Here is a 22,098-nt window from a genome sequence, read left to right as displayed (position 1 = left end):
TATTTCTGAAAATCGAATTGTTCAAGTACTAAAACATCCGCTGCGCTTCGTTTTCAACCGTTTGCTTCTCGTTCACGACATACAGTTTCTGAGTAGGGTAGGCGAACTCAATACCGCGCTTTTCAAATTCCCTGAACAGCTGCATGTTGATGGCCTGTTGCGTGTCCATGTATTTGTTGAAATCGGAAGAGAGCACGTGGTAGACGATCACAAAATCAAGAGATGAGTCGCCGTAGGAGGAAAAATGCGCCCGATCAAATTCGGCCAGTTCCTGTGATGAGATGATCTCTTTGATGATCTCAGGTATAGCCTCCACTTTATCGGCGGGCGTTTCGTAGGTCACGCCAATGCCAAACTGGATGCGGCGGCGCTCCATGCGCTTGTAATTGTGAATGCGCGAACTGGTCAGGTCGGAGTTGGCGATGATCAACTGCTCTCCGGTCAGGCTTTTGATGCGTGTAGTCTTCACGCCGATATGCTCAATGGTGCCGCTCTTATCGCCGAGCGCAACAAAATCACCCACTTCGAAGGGCCTGTCCAGAAAGATCACGAAGTAGTTGAAAAGGTCACCCAGGATGTTCTGTGCCGCCAGAGCCACAGCGATACCGCCTATACCCAGGCCGGCGATAATGGCCGTGAGGTCATAGCCCATGTTGTCGAACAGGAAGCCAATACCGATGAACCACACCACCATGTTGATGATCAGACTGATGGCCCCGATCTCGTTGGCATTGCTGCGGTCATGGTGCTTTCTGTTGAAGTAAGACCTGACTAAGAGCACGAGTGTGGTGGTAATGAAACGGATCACCATAAAAGTTACGGCCACCGTGATCGCAATCTGGAGAATACCGGCTATTCTCGGAGTCAGGTTCAGTGAGGTTATACCTAAATAGACAACAATGAAATGCACGATCGGGACGCCGAAACGGGCGAAGCTCTGCACGGCATAATCATCGAAGTTGTTGTTGGTGTTCTCGGTCCACTTTCTGATGCGGATCAAAACGGAGCGCCTGAAGATGGTGATAAGCAGCGAGCCCAGCAGGATGATGGCAAAGGCTATCAGGTAAGCTTGGACGGTGTTGTGGAAATAGACTCTCTCTAAAAGGTCATTCATGTACTCGGGTAATTTTTGATGAAGCTTAAAGTTACAAAATATAAATAAAACATGTCGGCTGCGTTAGGGTTCGAACAGCCTGAACAGATGGTTGTGAATAAACAGATAACGAAAGTTTTAGACTTTATTGGGTATATAACCTGCCATTGACAGAATATGTTAAACTTTGGGCACGGGGCTAGCCGTAAGCAGGTAGGAATGCACGAACAGGTAAATGCGTAAAAACAGGTATGGCGGAGGCGATAGATTCAGGTAGACTAGGAGGCATGTTTCGGGCGCTGCGCTCACGCAACTACCGACTGTTCTTTACGGGGCAGGGCATTTCGCTGATCGGTACCTGGATGCAGCAGATTGCCATCAGCTGGCTGGTTTACCGCCTCACCGACTCGGTTTTCCTCCTGGGCGCTGTCACCTTTGCCAACCAGATACCCGCCTTTTTGCTCGGGCCCTTTGCCGGTGTGCTGGCCGACAAGTTCAACCGTCACCATGTGTTGCTGGTCACCCAGTTCCTTTCGATGCTACAGGCCGGTACCTTGGCCACTTTGGTGCTAACCGATACGGTGCAGGTATGGCATGTGCTGGTTTTGATGGCGATGCTCGGCACGATCAACGCCTTTGACATTGCCACACGGCAGGCTTTTGTGATACAGCTAGTCGAAAAACGTGAAGACATCAGCAACGCCATTGCGCTCAATTCCTCTATGTTCAACATGGCCCGCTTGGTTGGCCCGTCGATAGCCGGTTTGCTGATTGCCTGGGTGGGAGAGGGGATTTGTATCCTGATCAATGCGGTGAGTTATATTGCCGTGCTGGCCTCTTTGCTGATGCTGCGGCTGGAGCCTTTTGTGAAAGAAGTGCGGCAGGGCAATGTATGGGAGTCGCTGCGGGATGGCTTTTCTTATGCCTTCGGCTTCCCGCCTATACGTGCCCTGATCCTGATTGTGGGGTTGATCAGCTTGTTTGGGATGCCATTCAGTGTGATGCTGCCGGTTTTTGCCCGTGATATCCTGCAAGGCGGGGCCAATACATTGGGTTATCTGATGGGAGCTTCCGGTTTAGGGGCTCTGTGTGGGGCGCTTTTTCTGGCGCAGCGCAAGTCAGTGCTGGGCTTAGGTAAGGTGATCGTGTTTACCATGACCCTTTTTGGAACGGCACTGATGGCTTTTTCTTTCTCCACGATCCTCTGGCTCTCGCTTATATTAATGTTGTTCTCGGGTTTTGGTATGATCGTTACCATGGCCTCCTGTAATACTCTCTTGCAAACCTTGGTCGATGATGACAAGCGGGGACGTGTGATGAGCCTTTACGCGACAGCCTTTATGGGTATGGCTCCTTTGGGAAGTATGTTGGCCGGTTCAGTAGCAGAGCAGATTGGGGTGGCCTATACCTTGCTGGGTTGCGGCTTTCTGTGCGCCATCAGTGTTATACCTTTCGCATGGAACCTGAAACGCCTTCGCCTGATGGTGCAGCCCATCTACGAACGTCTAGGTATAGCGCCCGAAATTGCGACAGGCCTGCGCACCGCCTCGAAGCTCACCGCACCTCCGGGGAAGCGATAGCTATACCTATACCTTATAACCAAAAGAGCCAGCTATTGCAGCTGGCTCTTTTGGTTGAATGTTCTCTTCTGAATATTACTTTTTTCTGATTGTCAGCTTATCGCCGGGCTTCACGTTAAAGTCTGATTTGCCATTCCACTCCATGATGTCTTTGATGGTGACGCCATACTTGCGTGAGATCTGGTAAAGGCTCTCGCCCGACACCACCGTGTGCTGGGTAGTTTGTCCGCTAAAGGTAGCAGCAGGTTCTTCCTCCAGGTCTTCGTTCGTTACTTCCTGACCCGCAGGTGCTGTCACGCGTAGCTCCTGTCCAATGGAAAGGGCCGTGCTACGCAGATTGTTCCAGGCTTTCAGTTCATTGATAGTCACGTTGTATTTGCGGGAGAGCACATACAGTGACTCGCCGGCAGCAACAGTGTGAATCTCATTAGTAGCAGCAGCTTCAGCTGTTGAGCTTGGTTCAGTTGTCGCTTCAGCAGGCACTGTCAGTGGCTCTGCGATGACCAATTCCTGCCCAATCTTGATCGGTGTATCGCCCAGGCTGTTCCAGGTTGTAATATCGTTTACGGTAACCGCGTAAAGTCTTGAGATGCCATATAGCGTTTCGCCTTGTTTAACCACATGGCGAGCTGGCTTTGCATGCGGTGTAGGGTTTTGTTTGGCCACAGCATTGGCTGGAGCAGCTTGAGCGGACTCAGACTGAGCAGGTGCTGGTTTTGTTTTAACCGGCTGCGTTTTAGTAACGACAGTTTCAGTTACTGCTTGCTCTGTGGTGGCAGCTTCAACTGTTTTCACAACTTCCTCAGCTGTTACCTCTTCTTCAGCTCCAGAGAAACCAACAAATACCTCTTCGCTAAGGCCTGCAGCCCATTCGTTATTTTCTTCCTCCGTTTCTACAGCTTGCTCTTCCTGCACAATCACTTCCTGCTCCTTCGTTTCCTGCGTTTTTTTGCCAGGGTATAGGGCCGCATTGCCTGACATCTGCACAGGTGCTGGTGTTGTTGCCTTTTGCTCTGATTTTGGCCCAGCAGCTTTTGCTTCCTGCACAGGCGCTTTCATGACAGGTACAGGCACCGACTCACTGTTAGTGGTAGCTGCTACCTCAGTTGTCTCTTCTTCTTTGGCTATACCTTGATTTACTTCTTTAGCAGGTATAGCAGCCGTTTTTTCTTCTGCCTGTTTGGTAGTAGCAGTAGTTTGAGCTTCTTTTTGCTCAGGTTGTTCTATGGCCTGGCCTTTCAACTTGTTCCAGCTTCTTTTGAAGCGTGTCAGAAAATCATCTTGCTGAGCCGCTGGTTCAGAAGTGCTTGTCTTTGTTGATGCCGTCACTGTTTGTGGTGCTTTTTCCTGAACAGTCATCTTTTGCTTCTCAGCTCCCGAAACAGGTTTCACGTCATGCACCTCAATGGCTACTTTGGCCGGGCGACGCTTCTGTAACCAAAGCACACGCCCTGGTACTGGCACCTCGGCGCGTTTCATGCGGTTTTTGAACTGCAGGTAATCCATGCGGATGCCGTAAAGCTGGGCAATCTCCTGCATGGTCTCACCGTGCTGCACCACATGGTACTCTTTTTCCGCGTTCAGGCGTTTCGGCTCAATATAATACGTTTCGCCTTCTTCAAACTTGTCGAAGTCGCGCATGTCATTAAAGCGCAAGAGCTTACGGGTTGTAATACCGGCCTTCAGGGCCAGCTTGTCTTTTGTGTCTCCTTTGCCGGCTACAATGGCGCTCAGGTTGTTTCGCTTGATGATGCTACCGGCAACAGGTACGGCAGCTGTCTGGCGGATAGGTGCCGTACGAACTGGCTCTGTTGACGCCACTATACCTGGTTCGGTAGTATGGCGAACCGGAAGCATCACGTAATAGTCCTTGTCGGCAGGTATAGTGCCACCCAGCAGCCACTTGTTATACCTCTCCAGTTCAGATGGGTCCGTCTTATAGGCAAGCGCAATATCGGCCAGGCTCTGTCCGGGGGTGGCACGCAGCTCGCGCAGCGAGATCACCGGGGGTGCACTCTTGCCCACAAAACTGTCATAGGCAACTTTGTGCGCCAGAAAAGTAAGCAGGTAGGGATCGGACTTCTCTGTTATGTCCATCTTCTTGCTTCCCTTATCCGACTCCTTGGTATAGGCTTTGGCGCCAGAGTAACCATGGTAGTAAGAGAGCAGGGCGTTGAACCAGTTGTTGTAATAGTTGTTGCTGCGCTTAAAATAGCGGGCGGCGCCGCGACTGGCTTCCACTATGTGGCGACGTTCGTCTATCAGGTTGTCCATGCGCAGGTTGAAGTCCAGCGCAGCTTCCTTTTTGAACTGCCAGTAGCCTACTGCATTTGAGGTAGACACGGCATCGCCACGTAACCCGCTTTCCTGCAGGGCCAGGTATTTGAAGTCATCCGGAACGCCCTCTTCCTGAAAAGTGCGCTCAATCAGCGGGAAGTAGGCGTCCGCCAACTCCACCTTCATCTGAAAGTACTTAGGGCTGCTGTGCAGGGCATTCACTTTTTTCTGAATCTCCTCCTGCGCTTTGGGCGAAATGCGCAGGTGTATGTCACCAAAATATAAATTGTGAGGCACGGTGACAGTTTGTGCCATAGTCAGCAATGGCACAAGCAGCATCAGAAGCAAGGGTAGTAATCTTCTCATAAGCGTAATAGGGTAAAAAAAAGCGAAGCTATCCACAAAATAGCTACAGTATATGTTGAAACAGGTGTTGATAACTCGTTAAGGTATAGCGTGTTCGCTATATAGAGATACACTCGCAAAATTAACGCATTTTACCTCGCATTCTAAAGCTTAGAACGAAGTTATTTTGGAGAAATTTTTTATTGTGGATAAGTAGTCAGGCTTTACAAATAGAAGAGAACCGGGAAGGGATGGAAGCTGGCAGGTCTGGTAATCTTTTCTGTGCTATACCTCATGCGGGATGCTATACCCGAGGGCAAATAAAAAAGGTGATATTGCTACCACCTTCTCTATTATTTTTTGCGGGCAACCATAAGCCCATCCCGCACAGGCAGGAGTATATTCTCAACACGAGGATCGTCCTGCACCATTTTGTTGAAATCTAGCAGTGCTGCTGTGTCCTCATCCAGCTTTTTGCGATGCTTGGCCAGCACTTTGCCGCTCCAGAGCACATTGTCGGCGATGATGTAGCCGCCCGAGCGCACACGGTCAATCACCAGATCATAATAAGTGGCATAGTTATACTTGTCTGCATCTATAAAAACCAGGTCATAAGTCGCATTAATGGTCGGAATGATCTCCAGCGCATTGCCGATGTAGTATTTCACGCTCTCGCTCAGACCAGCTTCTTTGATATATCCACGCACCATGTCTTCAAGCTCTTCGTTGATGTCGATGGTATGCAATGTGCCGTCCTCCTGCAACCCTTCAGCGAGGCAAAGGGCAGAATAGCCGGTATAGGTGCCCACTTCCAGGATTTGCTTAGGCCGAATCATGTGGGAAAACATTGAAAGAAGACGCCCTTGCAGGTGACCAGACAGCATGCGGGGTTTCATCACATTCAGGTGCGTCTGGCGGTTTATCTTGCGCAGCAGCTCCGACTCAGGTGAGGTATGCTCTTCTGCGTATTGTTGCAACTCTTCGTCCAGGAATTCCATCTGTTTAATTGTTAAATGGTTGATGGTTAAATTGTTGTTTTCTCAATTAGTGAATTGATGACAGTCAGCCTCTGTGGAAGTCGCTTTTTTAACAATGTAGCCCTATAGCAATTTAGCCTTTAGTCTTTGCTAGGCACATAATTCAGGAAACTCAGCTTCTCTTCGCGGAGCACATCGTTGGCAATATCGATCAGGTCCTGGGCGGTGGTGTTTTTGATCTGGTCGAAGATCTCATTCAAAGTGTCGATATGCCCCTGATCGAGTATGCTCTTGCCCATCATCATCATCAAGCCCATATTGCTTTCTTCAGCCATGGCCAACTGCCCCATTAGCTGCTCTTTTGCGGTGTGCAACTGCAGCGAGCCCAGCTGTTTTTCGCGCAGCTTCTTAAGCTCTTTCAAAACAAGGGAAGTTGTGCGCTTCAGCTGTTTCTTTTCCGTTCCGAAGTAGATCGACAGCAGGCCCGTGTCGATGTAAGTAGCGTAGTTGGCGTCGATGGTATACACCAGCCCGTGCTTTTCGCGCACGGCCAGGTTCAGGCGCGAGTTCATGCCCGGACCACCCAGCAGGTTCACCAGCATAAAGAAAGGGATACGGCGCTCGTCGTTAAGGGCATAAGCCGGACAGCCGATCACGCAATGTGCCTGCGAGATCGGTTTCTCGTAAGTCACGGTCTTAGGTATGTACTGCCCAAAAGTTACCCGCTGGCGTGGCCTGCTGATACTCGGTATATCGGCCAGGTACTTCTCAGCCAGCTTCAGCACTTTCTCAAACGGCAGGTTGCTCACCGAGCAGAATACAAGGGCCTCGGTGCTTAGGTTGTCCTTGATGAAGCGCTGGAAATCGTCTTTCTTAAAACCAGCCACACTTTCTTTGGTGCCCAGTATGTTGTTGCCGAGCGGATGGCGGTCAAACACCACATTGTCAAACTCGTCGACAATGGCTTCTTCCGGTGTGTCCAGGTACATGGCCATCTCCTCGAGTATCACGCCGCGTTCTTTTTCGATTTCCTTTTCCGGAAATACAGAATGAAAAGTGATATCGGTGAGCAGTTCAAAAGACTTTTCGAAGTGCTTATCGAGCACGGAGCTGTAAAAGCAGAGCTTCTCTTTGGTGGTATAGGCGTTGAGTTCGCCGCCTACTGACTCCAGCCTGTTCAGGATATGAAAAGACTTGCGCTTGGCAGTGCCTTTGAAGGCCATATGCTCCCAGAAGTGGGCCAGGCCCAACTGGTCGTCCTGCTCATCGCGGCTGCCTATGTCCAGTATAAAGCCGCTGTGCGCAATTTTGGTGTGTAGTACTTGTTTGTGAACGATACGAATACCGTTCGGCAATGTATGAATATGATAATCAAGCATTCAGTTCGCAATTAGCCTGCAAAGATACGTAAAAAGTACCAAAATCGGCCGATTGACCTGCGAATGTTAGCGGTCGAGGCTGCGGCCGCCTACGTTGATCACGAAGCCCAGCGAAAATACAGAATAGCCAGCCGTAAGCGCCTTGCGGTTGCGCACACCAAAGTTACTGCCGCTGGTGTACTGAAGCTGCACATTGGGATTCAAGGTCATGCGGGTATAAAAGATGGGTTCCAAAAAGATGTTGTCTTCGTTAGGCTGTTCCACACCGTTGAGCAGGTGTTTGTTCATGTTGACATAACTCACACGCAGGGCTGTACCGTAGTTGAGTGGATATTCGTTCCCCAGAATGCGGAGTGACTTCTTCTTTTTAGAGGTAAAGTTTACCTGTGTGAAATACTTGCTGAAACCGGCTTCGCGACGGGTATACGTCATCACACCTTCTTTCTCCTCTTTCTCCGTACGGTCACTGCTGCCGCCTCCGATGCCGCCGTATACCTCCAGTATTCTGTTCTGGTTCGGTCCGAATGTGGTAAAATAGCCGGCACCCGCCTCTACCAGGTTGTGGCGGAAGTCACGTTTTTTGCGCTCCTGGTTCAGCATAGAGCCATTTAGCATGACCCCGATGTTGTCCGTGACAGCGTAAGCCGTGTTGAACGTGATATTGCCCTTCGGTGTGATGTGTCCTGCGGCACTCAGTTCGCCTTTCTCCGTGAACATGGGCACGTTGGGCACGTTGGGCATGTAAGTGGACACACAGCTTGTGGTCAGGATAAGGAGGGCAGATGCTAAAAGTGTAGTAGGTTGTAATAGTGCTTTCATACAGGTAAGCGTGGCTAAAAGAACTGCTAAACTAACGTTCCTGCGGCTAAGAAGAAAAATATTTTTGTTCTTTTCCGTGAAAGAGGACGTGAACCTATACCTGCTGCTTTGAAGCTTTCAAGTCTAGCCGCATTGCCGTAGCTTTGCGGCAGCTTAAACCTGATGAAAAAGATCCTGATCATACAGACTGCCTTTCTGGGCGATGTGGTGCTGGCAACCGGACTGGTTGAGAAGCTGCATGCCCACTATCCGGAAGCGCAGCTCGATTTTTTGCTGCGTAAAGGCAATGAGTCTTTGCTGAAAGGGCACCCGCTGCTGCGACAAGTCCTGATCTGGAACAAACAGGAAGGCAAGTATAAGAGCCTGCTGCAACTGCTCAAACAGATCCGGCAGGAGCGCTACGACCTGGTCGTGAACCTGCAGCGCTTCGGTGCCACAGGTATACTCACCGCGCTCTCTGGTGCTGGCGAGACAGTAGGCTTTGATAAGAATCCTTTCTCACGCTTTTTCTCGCGTCGCTATACCCACGACGTGAATTCCGGTACGCACGAGGTAGAGCGTAACCACCTGCTCATAGCCAGCCTCACCGACGGGCAGCCAGCCAAACCCAGGCTATACCCATCTCCTGATGATTTTGCCAAGGTACAGCCGCTCAAGCAAGAGCCCTTTATTTGTATGGCGCCCACCTCAGTCTGGTTTACGAAGCAGTACCCGCAGGAGCAGTGGGTAGAACTAATCGACCAGTTGGGTGACAGGTATAAGGTATACCTGCTCGGAGCGCCGGCTGACAAAATGCATTGTGAGGAGATCATCAGCAAGACAAGTAACCGGCGGGTAGAAAATCTGTGCGGGCAGCTCAACCTGTTGCAGTCGGCGGCGCTCATGCGCGATGCCGTGCTTAACTATGTGAATGACTCCGGGCCCATGCACCTGGCTTCAGCGCTGGATGCGCCCACCTGTGCCATCTTCTGCTCCACAGTGCCAAGCTTCGGCTTTGGACCGTTAGCCAGTTTCTCTGCCGTTGTAGAGAAAGAGGAGCCGCTTTACTGTCGCCCCTGTGGTTTGCATGGGTATAAATCCTGCCCGGAGGGACATTTTAAATGTGCAAAAGATATCCGAACAGGGCAGCTGCTGGAAGTGCTTGCATCATGCACCGCATAAAGGTGTTAGAACAGCGATTTCAGTATGATTATCGAAACAATGAGCCGGGTCCTACGACACCTGTTATATTAGGTTTTTTCTATAAAGGTGTTTGGACTTGCGATAAAAGTGCTACATTTGCAGTGCAAGTTCAGTCGGACCTATAAACCCGGCGAACAACAGTGCCAAGCTACTATACCTACAAAACTATGAAATACCAGCCCATCGACAAGGAGCTGTTCTGCCACAACAGGCGCAATTTTGTGCGGCAGCTCAAGCCTTCTTCTCTTGCTGTTTTTCATGCTAATGATGTGATGCCGACCAATGCGGATGGCACCATGGCGTTCCGCCAAAACAGCGACCTCTTCTATCTTTCGGGAGTAGACCAGGAGGAAAGCATCCTTTTGCTTTTTCCGGACGCTCGTGACGAGCGCATGAAGGAAGTGCTGTTTGTGCGTGAGTCAAACGAACACATCATGGTTTGGGAAGGGTATAAGCTTACCAAAGAGCAGGCCCGCGCAACCTCAGGTATAGCCACTGTGCTGTGGCTGAAGGATTTTAAGCAGATTTTCAACAGTCTGATGACTGAAGCCGAGCACGTATACCTGAACACCAACGAGCACCTGCGTGCCGTAGTGGAGGTGGAAACGCGCGATGCCCGCTTCATCAAGTGGTGCCAGCAGGTATACCCGTTGCACCGCTACGAGCGCAGCGCGCCGATCATGCACCAGCTGCGTGCGATCAAATCTGAGACAGAAGTAGCGCTCCTCCGCAAAGCATGCGATATCACGGAACTGGGTTTCCGTAGACTACTGGAGTTTGTTAAGCCGGGCGTGATGGAATACGAAGTGGAGGCAGAGATCTACCACGAGTTCCTGCGTAACCGCTCACGTGGTCCGGCCTATAGCCCCATCATCGCATCGGGTGAGAATGCCTGCATCCTGCATTACACCGACAATAGCCGGGAGTGCAAAGACGGTGATCTGCTGCTGATGGATTTTGGGGCGGAATATGGCAACTACGCTGCTGATATGACGCGTACCGTGCCTGTCAACGGCAAGTTTACTGAGCGTCAGCGTGAGGTATACGAGGCGGTACTGCGTGTGATGAAAGCCGCTACGCAGATGTTGGTGCCTGGCAACTCGCTTGATCAGTATCATGCCTTTGTAGGTACTGTCATGGAAAACGAACTGATTGGACTCGGTTTGCTCAAAGAAAGCGATGTGCGTAACCAGGACCCAGCTAATCCGCTATACAAGAAATATTTCATGCACGGCACTTCGCACCATTTAGGACTCGACGTGCACGATGTGGGCAGCAAGTACCGGCCTTTTGAGGAAGGAATGGTGTTCACTTGCGAACCAGGTATTTATATAAGAGAAGAAGGTATAGGCGTGAGGCTGGAGAACGATATTCTGGTAACCCGAAGCGGGCCAGTGGACCTGATGAAGAACATACCGCTGGAAGCTGATGATATTGAAAGGCTGATGCAAAAGCGCTAAGCGCATGGTAGGGGTCTACATATAACTACTTGCAGCCTTTTTTATTGTATTTACGTTAAAAAACAGATGCTTTGCATTTATTAATGTTGAGCACACAACCCTTAACTTATAAAGTGGGTTGAATTACAGAGATGTGTAGTTACAAAATACTGCGAAAGCAGTGCAAACAGCGCATCTGAGTAGATTTAGGATTTAAGCTGTTAAGGCCATTTTTTTATACATTAACAAAATGCTTTTGCTTATGGATAAAAACTACATCAATGCAACGACTACCCGCCTGACGTATCATAATATACGTTCTGTCTGTTTTTTTATAGAAATATAAAAAAACTTACCTGAAAATATGTACGTATTGTCATATCAAAATATACTTTTTAAAATTATGCGAAAAACTCTAACGAAACTATTTACAACTGCATTTGCGCTTGTATTCCTGCTGTCTGCCAACACAGCTGTGCTTGCGCAAAACGCTGATCAACGGACAAACCTCCAGCTTTACGGAAGTGCGCTCCAATATAAAGGTGATTTAGGAAACAACTGGTGGAAAAGTAAAATGGGCTGGGGAGGCGGCGTATCGCTGAACCAATACCTGAGCCCTTCTTTTGACGCCGGTCTGCACCTGAGCTACGGTAACACTGAGTTCAGCAGATTCGGATCCACCATGGATACCAAAATCGGCATGGCGATGCTCGGCCTGAGACTGAAAATGTATGGCAACATCCTGAAAGAGGATGCTTTCATCGGTCCATACTTGTCAGTTGGTGGTGGTGCTCACTTCGTAAGACCAGAAGGTGTTTCTCCAACTGGCAACTATGACAGTAACTTCACTGCAGCTGCTGCTTTTGGTGGTGCAGGTCTTCGTTTCAGATTCTCTGAAAACATCAGCCTGTTCCTGGAAACAAGAGCTCACTTCACTAGCAACGACGGCTACGACAATATCGAGTCAAACATCAACGACCGCTTCCTGCAGCATAATATCGGCCTAGGTATTAACCTAGGTAAAGCGAAAGATACTGACGGCGACGGTGTGCCTGACAGAAGAGACAAGTGCCCAGATACTCCAACTGGCGTACAGGTTGACAAAGACGGTTGCCCTATCGATACTGATGGCGACGGTGTTCCGGATTACCAGGATGAGTGTCCTACTGAAGCTGGTGTAGCTAACCTTGGTGGTTGCCCTGACCGTGATGGTGATGGTGTAGCTGACAAAAATGACCGTTGCCCAGATGAGCCAGGTACTGCTGCAACGCAAGGTTGCCCAGACAGCGATGGTGATGGTGTTCCGGATATCGATGACAAATGCCCAGATACGCCACGTGGTGTACAGGTAGGTGCCGATGGTTGCCCAGTTGACTCTGATGGTGACGGTGTTCCGGATAACGAAGACCTTTGCCCTAACTCTCCAGGTACTGCTGAAACGAAAGGTTGCCCTGAGCTGGATGCCCGTACTAAGAAGCTGATCGAAGAGAAAGTTCGCTTTGAGTTTGACCAGGCTCGCGTACAGGACGGTTACCGTCAGCTGCTTGACAGCATCGTAGTAGCACTTGAGAAATACCCTGACCACGTACTGCTGATCAAAGGTCACGCTGACCACATCGGTTCAGAAGAGTACAACCAGGCTCTGTCAGAGCAAAGAGCACAAGCTGTGAAGGATTACCTGATCCAGCGTGGTGTTCAAAACCCTGACCGTTTGGTAACAAGAGGTTACGGTGAAACACAGCCACTCGTGAAAGTAAATACCAGACTTTCTAAAGCCAGAACTGCTGCTGCCCGTGCTCAGAACCGACGTGTCGGTTTCGAGATGAACACGCCGGATATGCAACTGAATCTGGAGTAACATAACTAACCGTTAAGGTTAAACATTAAAAGGCCCCGCAGAGCAATCTGCGGGGCCTTTTTCGTTTGTCTGGATCAGGATTTAGATGATTATAAAGGATGAACAGGATTTTCGTGAATGATTATCATCCTCTTGCCCCCTTCGGAGGGGAACTTAGAGCTTCTGCTTTTCATTCTGTCATCCTGAAAGGATCTTGGTTGAAGCGAGATGAGGCATCTGCTATATTCTAGCCCCTCCTTATCCTTTTAGAGGGCTCCTACCCCCAGAAGGGGAGCTGGCTATTACCAGTTTTAATATATTAGCTTCGTCGTTTCTGCCACACACCGCTGGCGCGCATTGAAAGACTAACTTGCACGCAAGCTATAAAACAGACACTAGTGCCAGGTGCACTTTGTGACGCTCCACTGTTGGGGGTGAAGGGGTCCCCCTGTCGAGAGCGGTAAGCGAGTGGGGGTAGGAGTCCTCTATTTTTCATCAAGGAAAAAAGTGAGTGCCGGCCGCACAGGCGAAGCTATGGAACAGTTTAGTTAGTTAAACTAACACAGCAATTAAGCTAGGTATGGGTACATTGGGCCAGAGGCCCCACGATAGTAGACACGAGCAAGGACGCTCGCGCCATGATAGTTAGGAGGAAAAGAAAGTTATGCATTAGCCGAGCCCTCTCTACTTGTAGAGCACTTGCTAAAACCGACAACGAGAAAGTTTACTTCTTCGAAGCCAACAGGTATAGCACCGCCATACGAATAGCAACACCATTCTCTACCTGGTTGAGAATGATGGAATGATGCGAGTCAGCAGCATCGGAGCTTAGTTCGACACCACGGTTGATGGGACCAGGGTGCATGAGCACGATCTCTTTGTCGAGGCTGTCGAGCATCTTCTTATCGATGCCATAGTACAAGGTATACTCGCGCAGGGATGGGAAGTACTTCATCTGCTGGCGCTCTAGCTGGATGCGTAGCACATTCGCTACATCGCACCAGGCGAGGGCTTTGCGCACATCCAGTTCTACCAGCACACCGAGCTCTTTGATATACTTAGGCAGCAGCGTAACAGGGCCGCACACCATCACTTCAGCACCCAGTTTTTGCAGCGCAAAGATGTTGGAGAGGGCTACACGCGAGTGGAGAATATCGCCAATGATCACTACTTTTTTGCCCGCTACATCACCCAGCTTTTCACGAATGGAAAAAGAGTCGAGCAGGGCTTGGGTAGGGTGCTCGTGGGTACCGTCGCCTGCATTTACGATGTTGGCATCAATGTGACGGCTTAGGAAATGCGGTGCTCCCGGGCTGGAGTGGCGCATCACGATCATGTCCACTTTCATGGCCAAGATGTTGTTCACTGTGTCCAGCAAGGTTTCGCCTTTCTTTACAGAGCTTCCGCTTGACGAGAAGTTGATTACATCAGCAGAGAGCCTTTTTTCGGCCAGTTCAAAGGAAAGTCGGGTGCGGGTGGAGTTCTCGAAGAATACGTTGGCAATAGTGATGTCACGCAGCGAGGGCACTTTCTTGATGGGGCGGTTCAAAACATCTTTAAAGTTGTCAGCAGTCTCGAAAATGAGTTGAATGTCTTCTGCTGTGATGTCTTTGATGCCGAGTAGATGCCGGACGCTGAGCTCTTGCATGGGTGCTTTATTCTTCGTTTTTGGTCACTAACCAGATATTGTCTTCTTGGGTATCGGCCCCTTGCCACTCCACCAGTACACGCTGCGATTGTAGGGAGTTGACGCGTCGGCCCACATAGGTTGACTCAATGGGCAGATGCCGACTGTAAAGGCGGTCGATCAGCACCAGTAGCTCTACATTAGCCGGACGCCCGAAAGAGATCATGGCATCCATGGCGGCTCTCACAGAACGACCGGTATAAAGAACGTCATCTACTAAAATCACTTTCTTGCCTTCGATCAGGAAGTCAATGTGCGTGGCATTGGCAGCCAGGGGCGTTTCTCTTCTTCTGAAGTCGTCGCGATGGAAAGTAGTGTCGAGGTAACCAGTTGGAACAGTAGTGCCAAGTATAGCCTTTAGCGTGCTTTGAATGCGCTGCGCTACCTGGCGTCCGCGGGGCTGCAAACCGATGATCACAGAATCAGAAAAGTCGCCGTGGTTCTCTATGAGTTGGTGGCAAAGGCGCATCACCATAATCTCGAGCAATTGGTGGTTTACGATGAGTCTTTTCTGCATGGCTGGAGGTCTTGGTTGCAAATATAGGATGTTCGGTTGAATTGTTAAATTGGTAAGGGGTTAAATGGTTAAATTGTTGAATAGTTAGATAACTGAACTGTTCAGTAATTTAGGCATCTGACAATTTAGCCCTCAATAACATCAAAAACTGATCTTGTTGATATAAAACACGGTGCGGTTGGGGCCATTCGGAACACGTATGCGCTGAAAGCCAAATGCGGCAAAATGTGACCCATACCAGCGGATCAGCCCTGGCATATCTGTGCTGACGATCTTTTCTTCTTTTTCGTAAGGCAGGAGTTCAATAGAGGTTTCCTTGTCTGTATACTTGTTCTGCCTCATCTGGCGATAGATAATCTTATCCCGATCAGGATAGGCCATCACAACACTGCCATCCGGCAGGCTGGTGACCTCTACAGCATGTGTCAGATCGGGGGTAAGCACGTCGCGCAGCGGAAAGGCGTTGTCCCATAGCAGCACACCGTCCCGATCAAAACCAAGCGCAATAGCGTGCGTGCGCTTGTAGGCCTGGGCTACCCGCTCCAATCCTCTGATACGATTTTCAAAATAACCTCCACTATTGCGATACTGTGGAAAATAAATCTCTGCAGCCAGTACATACCCGTTTGAGGTTTTGATCAGATCATGCAATAGCATACGGTAGCGCTGCTGCGGTTCTTTGCCTTCGGCGATGCGGGCAAACTCACGCTTTCGGGTGCGCTCTTCGCGGCGGGGTTTCATATACTTGAAGAAGTTCTGAAGCTCAGGCAAAGCGTAAAACTCACCTTCAGCAATTTTGGAAACAACGGGAGAAGTGAAGAAGCCCTGTACAAAGCGCAGATCGCGTGTGCCGTACGTGCCAATGAGCATGCGGGAGAGCGTGTCGCCAGGGGTGACTTCAGCATTGAGCAGGCTTTTGTCCTGTGGCTGTAAAATAAAATAATTCTGCTGCAGCTTACCGCTGTGGTCAAAGCTCTTTACCTGTAAGCGAGACACCCGCCGGTTGGTTTCAGCCAGCACCACATCCACTCGCCCGTAGACATGGTCAGTGTGCAGGTCGGAGAAGGAAGACTCATCACCATACAAGGCCGGTAGCATCACAGGCTGTGGTTTCTCGGGGTTCAGGAATAGGAGGTTAGGCTTTGTGTCGTAACTGTTGCCCGTGATCAGGAAGTGATTGCCGCGCAGTACGTTGAGTTCGTAGATATACTCAGCTTTTTCGAGTTCTAGCTCGCTTTGGGTAACGGCACCACTCTCCAAGTGGAGGCGAACGAAGGTATAGAGCGTGGGCTTTGCGGCCTGAAAGATCAGGTAGGTATAGGGAGCTTCGGTATAGTGGCGTACAAACTCAAACTCAGGCTTCAGGTCCAGCTTGCTTTTCCAGACGGGCTCCAGTTGAGCGTTGTATTTTTCAAGCGCAAAGTCAGGCTCCTTCGCCCAGGAATCGGATTTGCGGCTATACACCAGCAGGCTACTGTCTGGGAGGGCCAGCACCTCTACGCGGCTCGTCTCAAGCTGGTAGGGCAGCTCGAGACGTACGGTTTGCTGAGGCTCCTGAGCCCAAAGCAGCACAGGTGCCAGCATAGCAAAGCAGAACAGCAAAGGGCGTAGGTATGGCATGTTACAATCTTGTGCTACCGGCTGGTAGTAGGTATAAGGCAGTTAATTGCTTTGTACTCAGTTTTGTAAAGTAACGTTGTGCCTGTGAACTGCTCCTGCCTAATTGCCCAGGGCGAGCAGCACGTCAAACTCCTCTGCTTTGAGCGGCATCACCGACAGGCGCGATTGACGCAGCAGGGCAATGTTCTCGAGTCGAGGGTCTTTTTTGATCTGATCCAGTGTTACCGCATCTTTGAAATCACGCACTGGCACCAGGTCAACCGCCATCCACTTCGGGTCGTCAGCAGAAGGATCAGGATAAGCGGGTTTATCCACTTTGGCCATGCCCACAATCGCTTTTTCAGACACACTGTGGTAAAACAGTACCAGGTCGCCGGGCTGCATCTGCTGTAGGTTATTGCGTGCCTGGTAATTGCGAACGCCATCCCAGCAGGCACGGCCTTCTTTTACAAATCTGGCCCAGGAGTAGGCCTCAGGTTCTGATTTTACTAACCAGTATTGCATGTGTTAAGGTATAGGTATGCTAAATTGATAATCAGTTTAAACAGCTTGCTGTCCCTTTCGGTCAGTGCGCTTCAGGTAGATAGTCAGTTCACCGATAAGCAGTCCGATCAGAAAGCCACCAGTGAAGCTGGCAAAAATGCGGGGTACATAATCGGTATAGACGATAACCGGTATAATGACCAGTAGAAATACCATGATCATTATTCTTGTTCTGGCGGGCAGGCTGGCTAAGGTATATTTCATGAGTTAACTTGAGCTTGGTTCTTACGATAATTGCGTCTTCTGAAGTATAGAGTCACTTCCCCTAATACGACAGCAAGCAGGAGCCCTCCCGCAAAACCTTTAGAAAAGTTTGCCAGCCCTTTTGGGTATCCTGCAAAAGTATCAGAATAGCTCATTGAAGCGGCTAGCAGCAGTAACAAGGTATAAGCGATCAGGCGAGCTTTAAGCGAAAGTTTTTCTATAGGTTTTCCCATGGTACGTTACTGTTCGAGTGCTAGTCCTGCACGTCAGGTGTTACTCTCACTTTCAGTATATTGTCCTTCAACGAGACTACTTCCATCGTATAGCGCTGCTCCGGGTGGCCGTTGCCTTGTATGTGCACGAGTACCGTGTTCTTGTCTTTGTATTCCCAGATACCGATATGCTCCTCAAGTCCATCGGCAGGGGCTATTACATACTGCTTGGCTACACCTTCACGCTCCAGAGCAAAACCAGTTCGGCCTCTGGACGGGGGAAAGTCATAAGTATTGGGGCGGTACACGAGCACATCGTCCTGATCTTCTTCGTAAGAGTGCAACCAGGTTTGGCCCAAAAGTTCGGCCTCTGCCTTTTTACGGCAGGTATTGGCCAGCAGCATAAGGCACAAAACGCATAACAGCGAAGCGTATTTCATATTTTTTGTTTTATGTGCTTCTATCAGAAACAGCTAAATATATAGCTAAGATAGGGATTTCCTGCTTTATATAGAAGCCCTGTAATATAAAAGGGGCCGGGATGGGGGTGGCAAAGGTATGGCGGCTTTTTCTATCTTTGTACTTATACACAACATTGCCTTGGAAAATAAGAAAATCATAAAGCTGTTTAAGCTGGCCGCCGAGCTCATGGAGCTGCACGACGAAAATCCCTTTAAGGTACGCTCGTATGTGAACGGTGTGGCCGCGCTGGAATTGGTGGAAGAGCCGCTGGCGCTCAAAAGCCAGGCCGAGCTGGAAGGTATAACAGGGGTGGGCAAAAGCATTGCCGCCCGCGTAATCGAGATAGCCGAAACCGGTTCTTTCACCGAGCTGGATCAGCTGCTATCCGTAACGCCTCCGGGTGTGGTGGAAATGCTGCGCATCAAAGGCATCGGCCCGAAAAAGGTGCGTAACCTCTGGAAAGAACTGGGAGCAGAGACCGTAGAGGAATTGCTGGATGCCTGCGAGCAGGATAAAGTGAGCAAACTCAAAGGCTTCGGCGCCAAGACGCAGGAAAACATCAAGCAGGCACTGCTGTTTACGCAGCAGAACCGGGGCAAATTACTGTATGCAGAGGCTGAGCCGGCTGCTCAGACTTTGCTGGAGCAGGTACAACAAGCTTTGCCAGATGCTGAGGTAGCCCTAGCTGGCGACGTACGCCGCTGCCTGGAGATTGTGGAGAAGCTGGAGCTCATCATAGGGACAGATAACCCAACGGAAGCAGAGGCGGTTCTCAACAGACTGGATGTACTGCAGCAGGATGAACTGATATCCGGTCCGCTGGTATGGCGCGGCAAGCACAGTGTAAGCGGATTGAATACAGAGATTCGACTTGCCAATCCGGCCAATTTCCAGGGTGAGCTTTTCATTCGCTCTGCTTCTCAGGAGCACTTGACCCAGGTGTTTGCCGCCAACAAAAACATGCTGACCGTAGCCCGCGAAAGCAACCACAGTTCAGAGGAGGATATTTATGCCTCTGCAGGTATGGCCTACATTGTGCCGGAGCTCCGCGAAGGTACCAATGAGCTACAACTGGCGATGGAAAACAAGTTGCCTGCGTTGCTGGAGTTAGGCGACCTGAAAGGTATCCTGCATAACCATAGTACCTACTCCGACGGCGCCCATACCCTGGAGCAAATGGCCACCTACTGCCGCGACATGGGTTACCAGTATTTAGGTATATCTGACCACAGCAAGACAGCCGCCTACGCCGGTGGCTTGCGCGAAGGCGATGTACTGCGCCAGCAAAAGGAAATTGACGAGCTGAACAAGAAACTGGCTCCTTTCAAGATATTCAAAGGTATAGAGTCGGATATTCTGGGCGATGGCTCCCTGGACTACGAAGAAGACATTCTGAAGTCATTTGACTTCATCGTGGCCAGCATTCACAGCAACCTCAACATGGACGAGCAGAAGGCGACCTCCCGTCTGATCACAGCCATCGAGAACCCTTATACCACCATGCTCGGTCACCCAACCGGCCGTCTGCTGCTGCGTCGCGAAGGTTACCCGATCAATCACAAAATGGTGATCGACGCCTGCGCCGCCAACAACGTGATCATCGAGATCAACTCCAACCCATGGCGCCTCGACATAGACTGGCGGTGGGTACAATATGCCCTGGAGAAGGGCGTGATGCTAAGCATTAACCCGGATGCGCACCACACCAGTGGCTATGACGACATGCGTTACGGTGTGCTGGTAGGCCGCAAAGGCGGACTGACTAAGGAAATGACCTTCAATGCGAAGTCAGCGGAGGAAGTAGAAGCTTATTTTAAAGCCCGGAAGGAGAAGATAAAGTAGCGAATGCCAAAGATCCTTATCCTCCGTTTTTCCTCTATTGGTGATATCGTGCTGACAACGCCGGTAGTGCGCTGCATTAAGCAGCAAGTGCCGGATGCAGAAGTGCACTATTGCACCAAACCAGCCTTTAGAGGTATACTGGAGCCTAACCCTTACATTGACAAGGTACATACGCTGGGCGGTAGCCTGAACGAATTGGTGCAGCAACTCAAAGCAGAGAACTTCGACTTTGTGGTGGACTTGCACAACAACCTGCGCACACGCATCATCAAAACCCGACTGGGCAGGCCCTCCAAAAGCTTCAATAAACTCAATTATGAGAAGTGGCTGATGGTGAACCTGAAAGTAAACCGCCTGCCTGACGTGCATATTGTAAACCGCTACCTGGCCGCCGCCGCGCCACTCGGTATACAGGATGACGGCAAGGGGCTCGACTACTTTATACCTGCTGCCGATGAAGTAGATGTCAATACTTTACCAGTTGGTTTCCAGAACGGGTATGTAGCCTTTGCCATTGGGGCGCAGCACAATACCAAGCGTTTGCCAGTGAAGCGCATCATCGAGCTTTGCCAGCTTATTGAGCAGCCGATTATACTTTTGGGCGGTAAGGAAGATAGTCCTGATGGTGAAGTAATTGAGGCTTATTTTAGGATACACAGCATTCCCAAGAGCATTTACAACGCCTGCGGGAAGTATAGTCTGGCGGGTTCGGCCTCACTTGTGCGACAGGCAAAGCAGGTGGTCAGTCACGACACAGGCCTGATGCACATTGCGGCAGCTTTTAAGAAGGATATCATCAGCGTGTGGGGCAACACCATACCTGAGTTTGGCATGTACCCTTTCCGGACCAGGTATAAGGTGCTTGAGGTAAACGGACTGCCCTGCCGGCCCTGCTCCAAAATAGGGTATAGCAAGTGCCCCAAAGGTCATTTCAAGTGTATGTACGATATTGATTTCAGCGCCATTGAGCGGCAGCCTTATAAAATGTAGCTTCTCAAGTATAAGTCAATAAGGTATAAAACGGCATCGCCCGCGCAGGTATAAACTTGCGCGGGCGATGCCGTTTTTCAGGTATAGCTATACCTGCCGGAGAGCTTACTGCAGTGGTTTTACAGTATAGCCAGCTCTCTGCAGCAACTGAAGCAAACCGTTTTCTCCCGGAAGGTGCAAGGCGCCCACTGCTATAAAAGTGGATTGCTCTTTCATGATAGCGGGCAGTTTGGTCATCCATGCCTTGTTTCGGTCATCTGTCATGTAGGCCATGTCGCCGCCACCAGTCAGTTCGTTGTATTCATGCGAAAGTGCCCACATACCTGCCAGGTCTTTGTTGAAGTACAGCTGCACAAGTTTATCAGACATCTCCATGGCTGTTTCTTTGTTTTTTACATAAGCCACAAGTTGCTCTGCCTGCTTATCTAACGGATGGTGGTTGTAAAGCAGGTCAAACTGCTGCTCCATGGTCTCGAGCGTGCTCACCTTCTTTTTGCTTTTCTTGTTGTAGCTGGCAAAGTACATATCCAGCGGTTGGCCTGTGTATTCTTTTAGCACTTCCATGCGCTGGTAGTCTTTCAAAGAAAGCATCAGAAGCAGAGTCATCGGCTTCATCTGGTCGGCCATACTCAACTCAAACCCGAACTGGGCCTTAATTTCCTCGTTAACCAATGCGTAATCCTCTTTGCTCAATAGGTTCGAGAGTTTGTTGTCCGGCATCACCATTTTGGCGCCAAGCTGCATCATCTTAGCTGAGTCCACCTCTGTTTCCACCACTGCACCCCGGCTTTCCATGAAGCGCTCCAATACTTCCGGCACTGTGTTCAGGTAGCTGGCGTTTAGCAGGTGGTAAGTGCCATACAGGTATGAGGGCTGCTTCAACCCATTGCCGCTGATCTCCCAAAGCAGTGATTTGGCAGAGGTTATAGGTTGTGCCTGCGTAGTTGCTTTGGCTGGTTTTGATTTTACTTTTTGGGCCTCGCTGAGTGCGGGAAAAAGAAGTAGGGCAATCAGCACCAGGTATAGACTGGCAATTTTGTTTTTACGGTTCATTCTTATTGATTTAATATAAAAGTAGTATCAGTTACAGAGG

General features: G+C 50.0%; 19 protein-coding genes. 6 read left to right on the top strand and 13 right to left on the bottom strand.

The window, feature by feature from the left end:
- Nucleotides 1–28: 28 nt before the first annotated feature.
- Nucleotides 29–1,114: a mechanosensitive ion channel family protein gene (locus AC5FX6_RS15000; RefSeq protein ID WP_493597875.1), complete on the bottom strand. Its 1,086-nt coding sequence runs from the start codon at nucleotides 1,112–1,114 to the stop codon at nucleotides 29–31.
- 230 nt (nucleotides 1,115–1,344) lie between these two features.
- Between AC5FX6_RS15000 and AC5FX6_RS14995 the strand changes: the two genes are divergently transcribed.
- Nucleotides 1,345–2,673 (top strand): MFS transporter, encoded by a 1,329-nt coding sequence (locus tag AC5FX6_RS14995; protein ID WP_493597874.1) that lies wholly within the window; start codon nucleotides 1,345–1,347, stop codon nucleotides 2,671–2,673.
- A gap of 75 nt (nucleotides 2,674–2,748) precedes the next feature.
- Here AC5FX6_RS14995 and AC5FX6_RS14990 read toward each other — a convergent pair whose 3' ends face one another.
- From AC5FX6_RS14990 to AC5FX6_RS14975, 4 genes are all read right to left on the bottom strand, one after another.
- Nucleotides 2,749–5,316, bottom strand: a complete 2,568-nt coding sequence (locus tag AC5FX6_RS14990) for a LysM peptidoglycan-binding domain-containing protein (RefSeq protein ID WP_493597873.1) — start codon at nucleotides 5,314–5,316, stop codon at nucleotides 2,749–2,751.
- A gap of 332 nt (nucleotides 5,317–5,648) precedes the next feature.
- Entirely contained in the window at nucleotides 5,649–6,293 is a 645-nt protein-coding gene (locus AC5FX6_RS14985) for an O-methyltransferase (protein WP_493597872.1), read from the bottom strand.
- A 119-nt stretch (nucleotides 6,294–6,412) separates the two neighbouring features.
- On the bottom strand, nucleotides 6,413–7,651 hold the full coding sequence (locus AC5FX6_RS14980) for a M16 family metallopeptidase (RefSeq protein ID WP_493597871.1): 1,239 nt from the start codon (nucleotides 7,649–7,651) through the stop codon (nucleotides 6,413–6,415).
- A gap of 66 nt (nucleotides 7,652–7,717) precedes the next feature.
- Nucleotides 7,718–8,470 (bottom strand): hypothetical protein, encoded by a 753-nt coding sequence (locus tag AC5FX6_RS14975; protein WP_493597870.1) that lies wholly within the window; start codon nucleotides 8,468–8,470, stop codon nucleotides 7,718–7,720.
- Between the two features lie 162 nt (nucleotides 8,471–8,632).
- On the opposite strand from AC5FX6_RS14975, the gene AC5FX6_RS14970 reads away from it, so the two are divergent.
- The 3 genes from AC5FX6_RS14970 to AC5FX6_RS14960 all read left to right on the top strand — a co-directional run bounded on the left by AC5FX6_RS14970 (nucleotide 8,633) and on the right by AC5FX6_RS14960 (nucleotide 12,949).
- Entirely contained in the window at nucleotides 8,633–9,631 is a 999-nt protein-coding gene (locus AC5FX6_RS14970; protein WP_493597869.1) for a glycosyltransferase family 9 protein, read from the top strand.
- A gap of 188 nt (nucleotides 9,632–9,819) precedes the next feature.
- Nucleotides 9,820–11,112, top strand: coding sequence for an aminopeptidase P N-terminal domain-containing protein (locus AC5FX6_RS14965; RefSeq protein WP_493597868.1), 1,293 nt, complete (start codon nucleotides 9,820–9,822; stop codon nucleotides 11,110–11,112).
- A gap of 382 nt (nucleotides 11,113–11,494) precedes the next feature.
- A complete protein-coding gene (locus AC5FX6_RS14960; RefSeq protein WP_493597867.1) occupies nucleotides 11,495–12,949 on the top strand; it encodes an OmpA family protein in 1,455 nt (484 codons plus the stop codon).
- Between the two features lie 703 nt (nucleotides 12,950–13,652).
- Here AC5FX6_RS14960 and AC5FX6_RS14955 read toward each other — a convergent pair.
- The 7 genes from AC5FX6_RS14955 to AC5FX6_RS14925 form a co-directional block, all read right to left on the bottom strand.
- Nucleotides 13,653–14,576 carry an aspartate carbamoyltransferase catalytic subunit gene (locus tag AC5FX6_RS14955; RefSeq protein ID WP_493597866.1) on the bottom strand — a complete coding sequence of 308 codons (924 nt, stop codon included), beginning with the start codon at nucleotides 14,574–14,576 and terminating at the stop codon, nucleotides 13,653–13,655.
- A 7-nt stretch (nucleotides 14,577–14,583) separates the two neighbouring features.
- Complete coding sequence (gene pyrR, locus AC5FX6_RS14950; protein WP_493597865.1) at nucleotides 14,584–15,132, bottom strand: bifunctional pyr operon transcriptional regulator/uracil phosphoribosyltransferase PyrR; 549 nt, start codon at nucleotides 15,130–15,132, stop codon at nucleotides 14,584–14,586.
- A gap of 141 nt (nucleotides 15,133–15,273) precedes the next feature.
- A complete protein-coding gene (locus AC5FX6_RS14945; RefSeq protein WP_493597864.1) occupies nucleotides 15,274–16,752 on the bottom strand; it encodes a hypothetical protein in 1,479 nt (492 codons plus the stop codon).
- Nucleotides 16,753–16,851: 99 nt separating this feature from the next.
- Nucleotides 16,852–17,256 (bottom strand): EVE domain-containing protein, encoded by a 405-nt coding sequence (locus tag AC5FX6_RS14940; protein WP_493597863.1) that lies wholly within the window; start codon nucleotides 17,254–17,256, stop codon nucleotides 16,852–16,854.
- 36 nt (nucleotides 17,257–17,292) lie between these two features.
- Nucleotides 17,293–17,499, bottom strand: coding sequence for a hypothetical protein (locus AC5FX6_RS14935; protein ID WP_493597862.1), 207 nt, complete (start codon nucleotides 17,497–17,499; stop codon nucleotides 17,293–17,295).
- The gene (locus AC5FX6_RS14930) at nucleotides 17,496–17,732 is read right to left on the bottom strand and encodes a hypothetical protein (protein WP_493597861.1); all 237 of its coding nucleotides are present in this window, start codon (nucleotides 17,730–17,732) and stop codon (nucleotides 17,496–17,498) included. The genes AC5FX6_RS14935 and AC5FX6_RS14930 overlap by 4 nt, the downstream gene beginning before the upstream one ends.
- 20 nt (nucleotides 17,733–17,752) lie before the next feature.
- Nucleotides 17,753–18,151 carry a hypothetical protein gene (locus AC5FX6_RS14925; protein ID WP_493597860.1) on the bottom strand — a complete coding sequence of 133 codons (399 nt, stop codon included), beginning with the start codon at nucleotides 18,149–18,151 and terminating at the stop codon, nucleotides 17,753–17,755.
- A 118-nt stretch (nucleotides 18,152–18,269) separates the two neighbouring features.
- On the opposite strand from AC5FX6_RS14925, the gene polX reads away from it, so the two are divergent.
- Entirely contained in the window at nucleotides 18,270–20,015 is a 1,746-nt protein-coding gene (gene polX / locus AC5FX6_RS14920; RefSeq protein ID WP_493597859.1) for a DNA polymerase/3'-5' exonuclease PolX, read from the top strand.
- A gap of 3 nt (nucleotides 20,016–20,018) precedes the next feature.
- Nucleotides 20,019–21,005, top strand: a complete 987-nt coding sequence (locus tag AC5FX6_RS14915) for a glycosyltransferase family 9 protein (RefSeq protein ID WP_493597858.1) — start codon at nucleotides 20,019–20,021, stop codon at nucleotides 21,003–21,005.
- Between the two features lie 105 nt (nucleotides 21,006–21,110).
- Here the strand turns inward: AC5FX6_RS14915 and AC5FX6_RS14910 are convergent, their stop codons facing one another.
- Complete coding sequence (locus AC5FX6_RS14910; RefSeq protein ID WP_493597857.1) at nucleotides 21,111–22,058, bottom strand: TraB/GumN family protein; 948 nt, start codon at nucleotides 22,056–22,058, stop codon at nucleotides 21,111–21,113.
- Between the last annotated feature and the right edge of the window lie 40 nt (nucleotides 22,059–22,098).

This window comes from Pontibacter sp. LHS2 (assembly GCF_058932845.1).
Note: the sequence above shows the minus strand (reverse complement) of the source record. Positions and strands in the feature narration are given on the sequence as shown.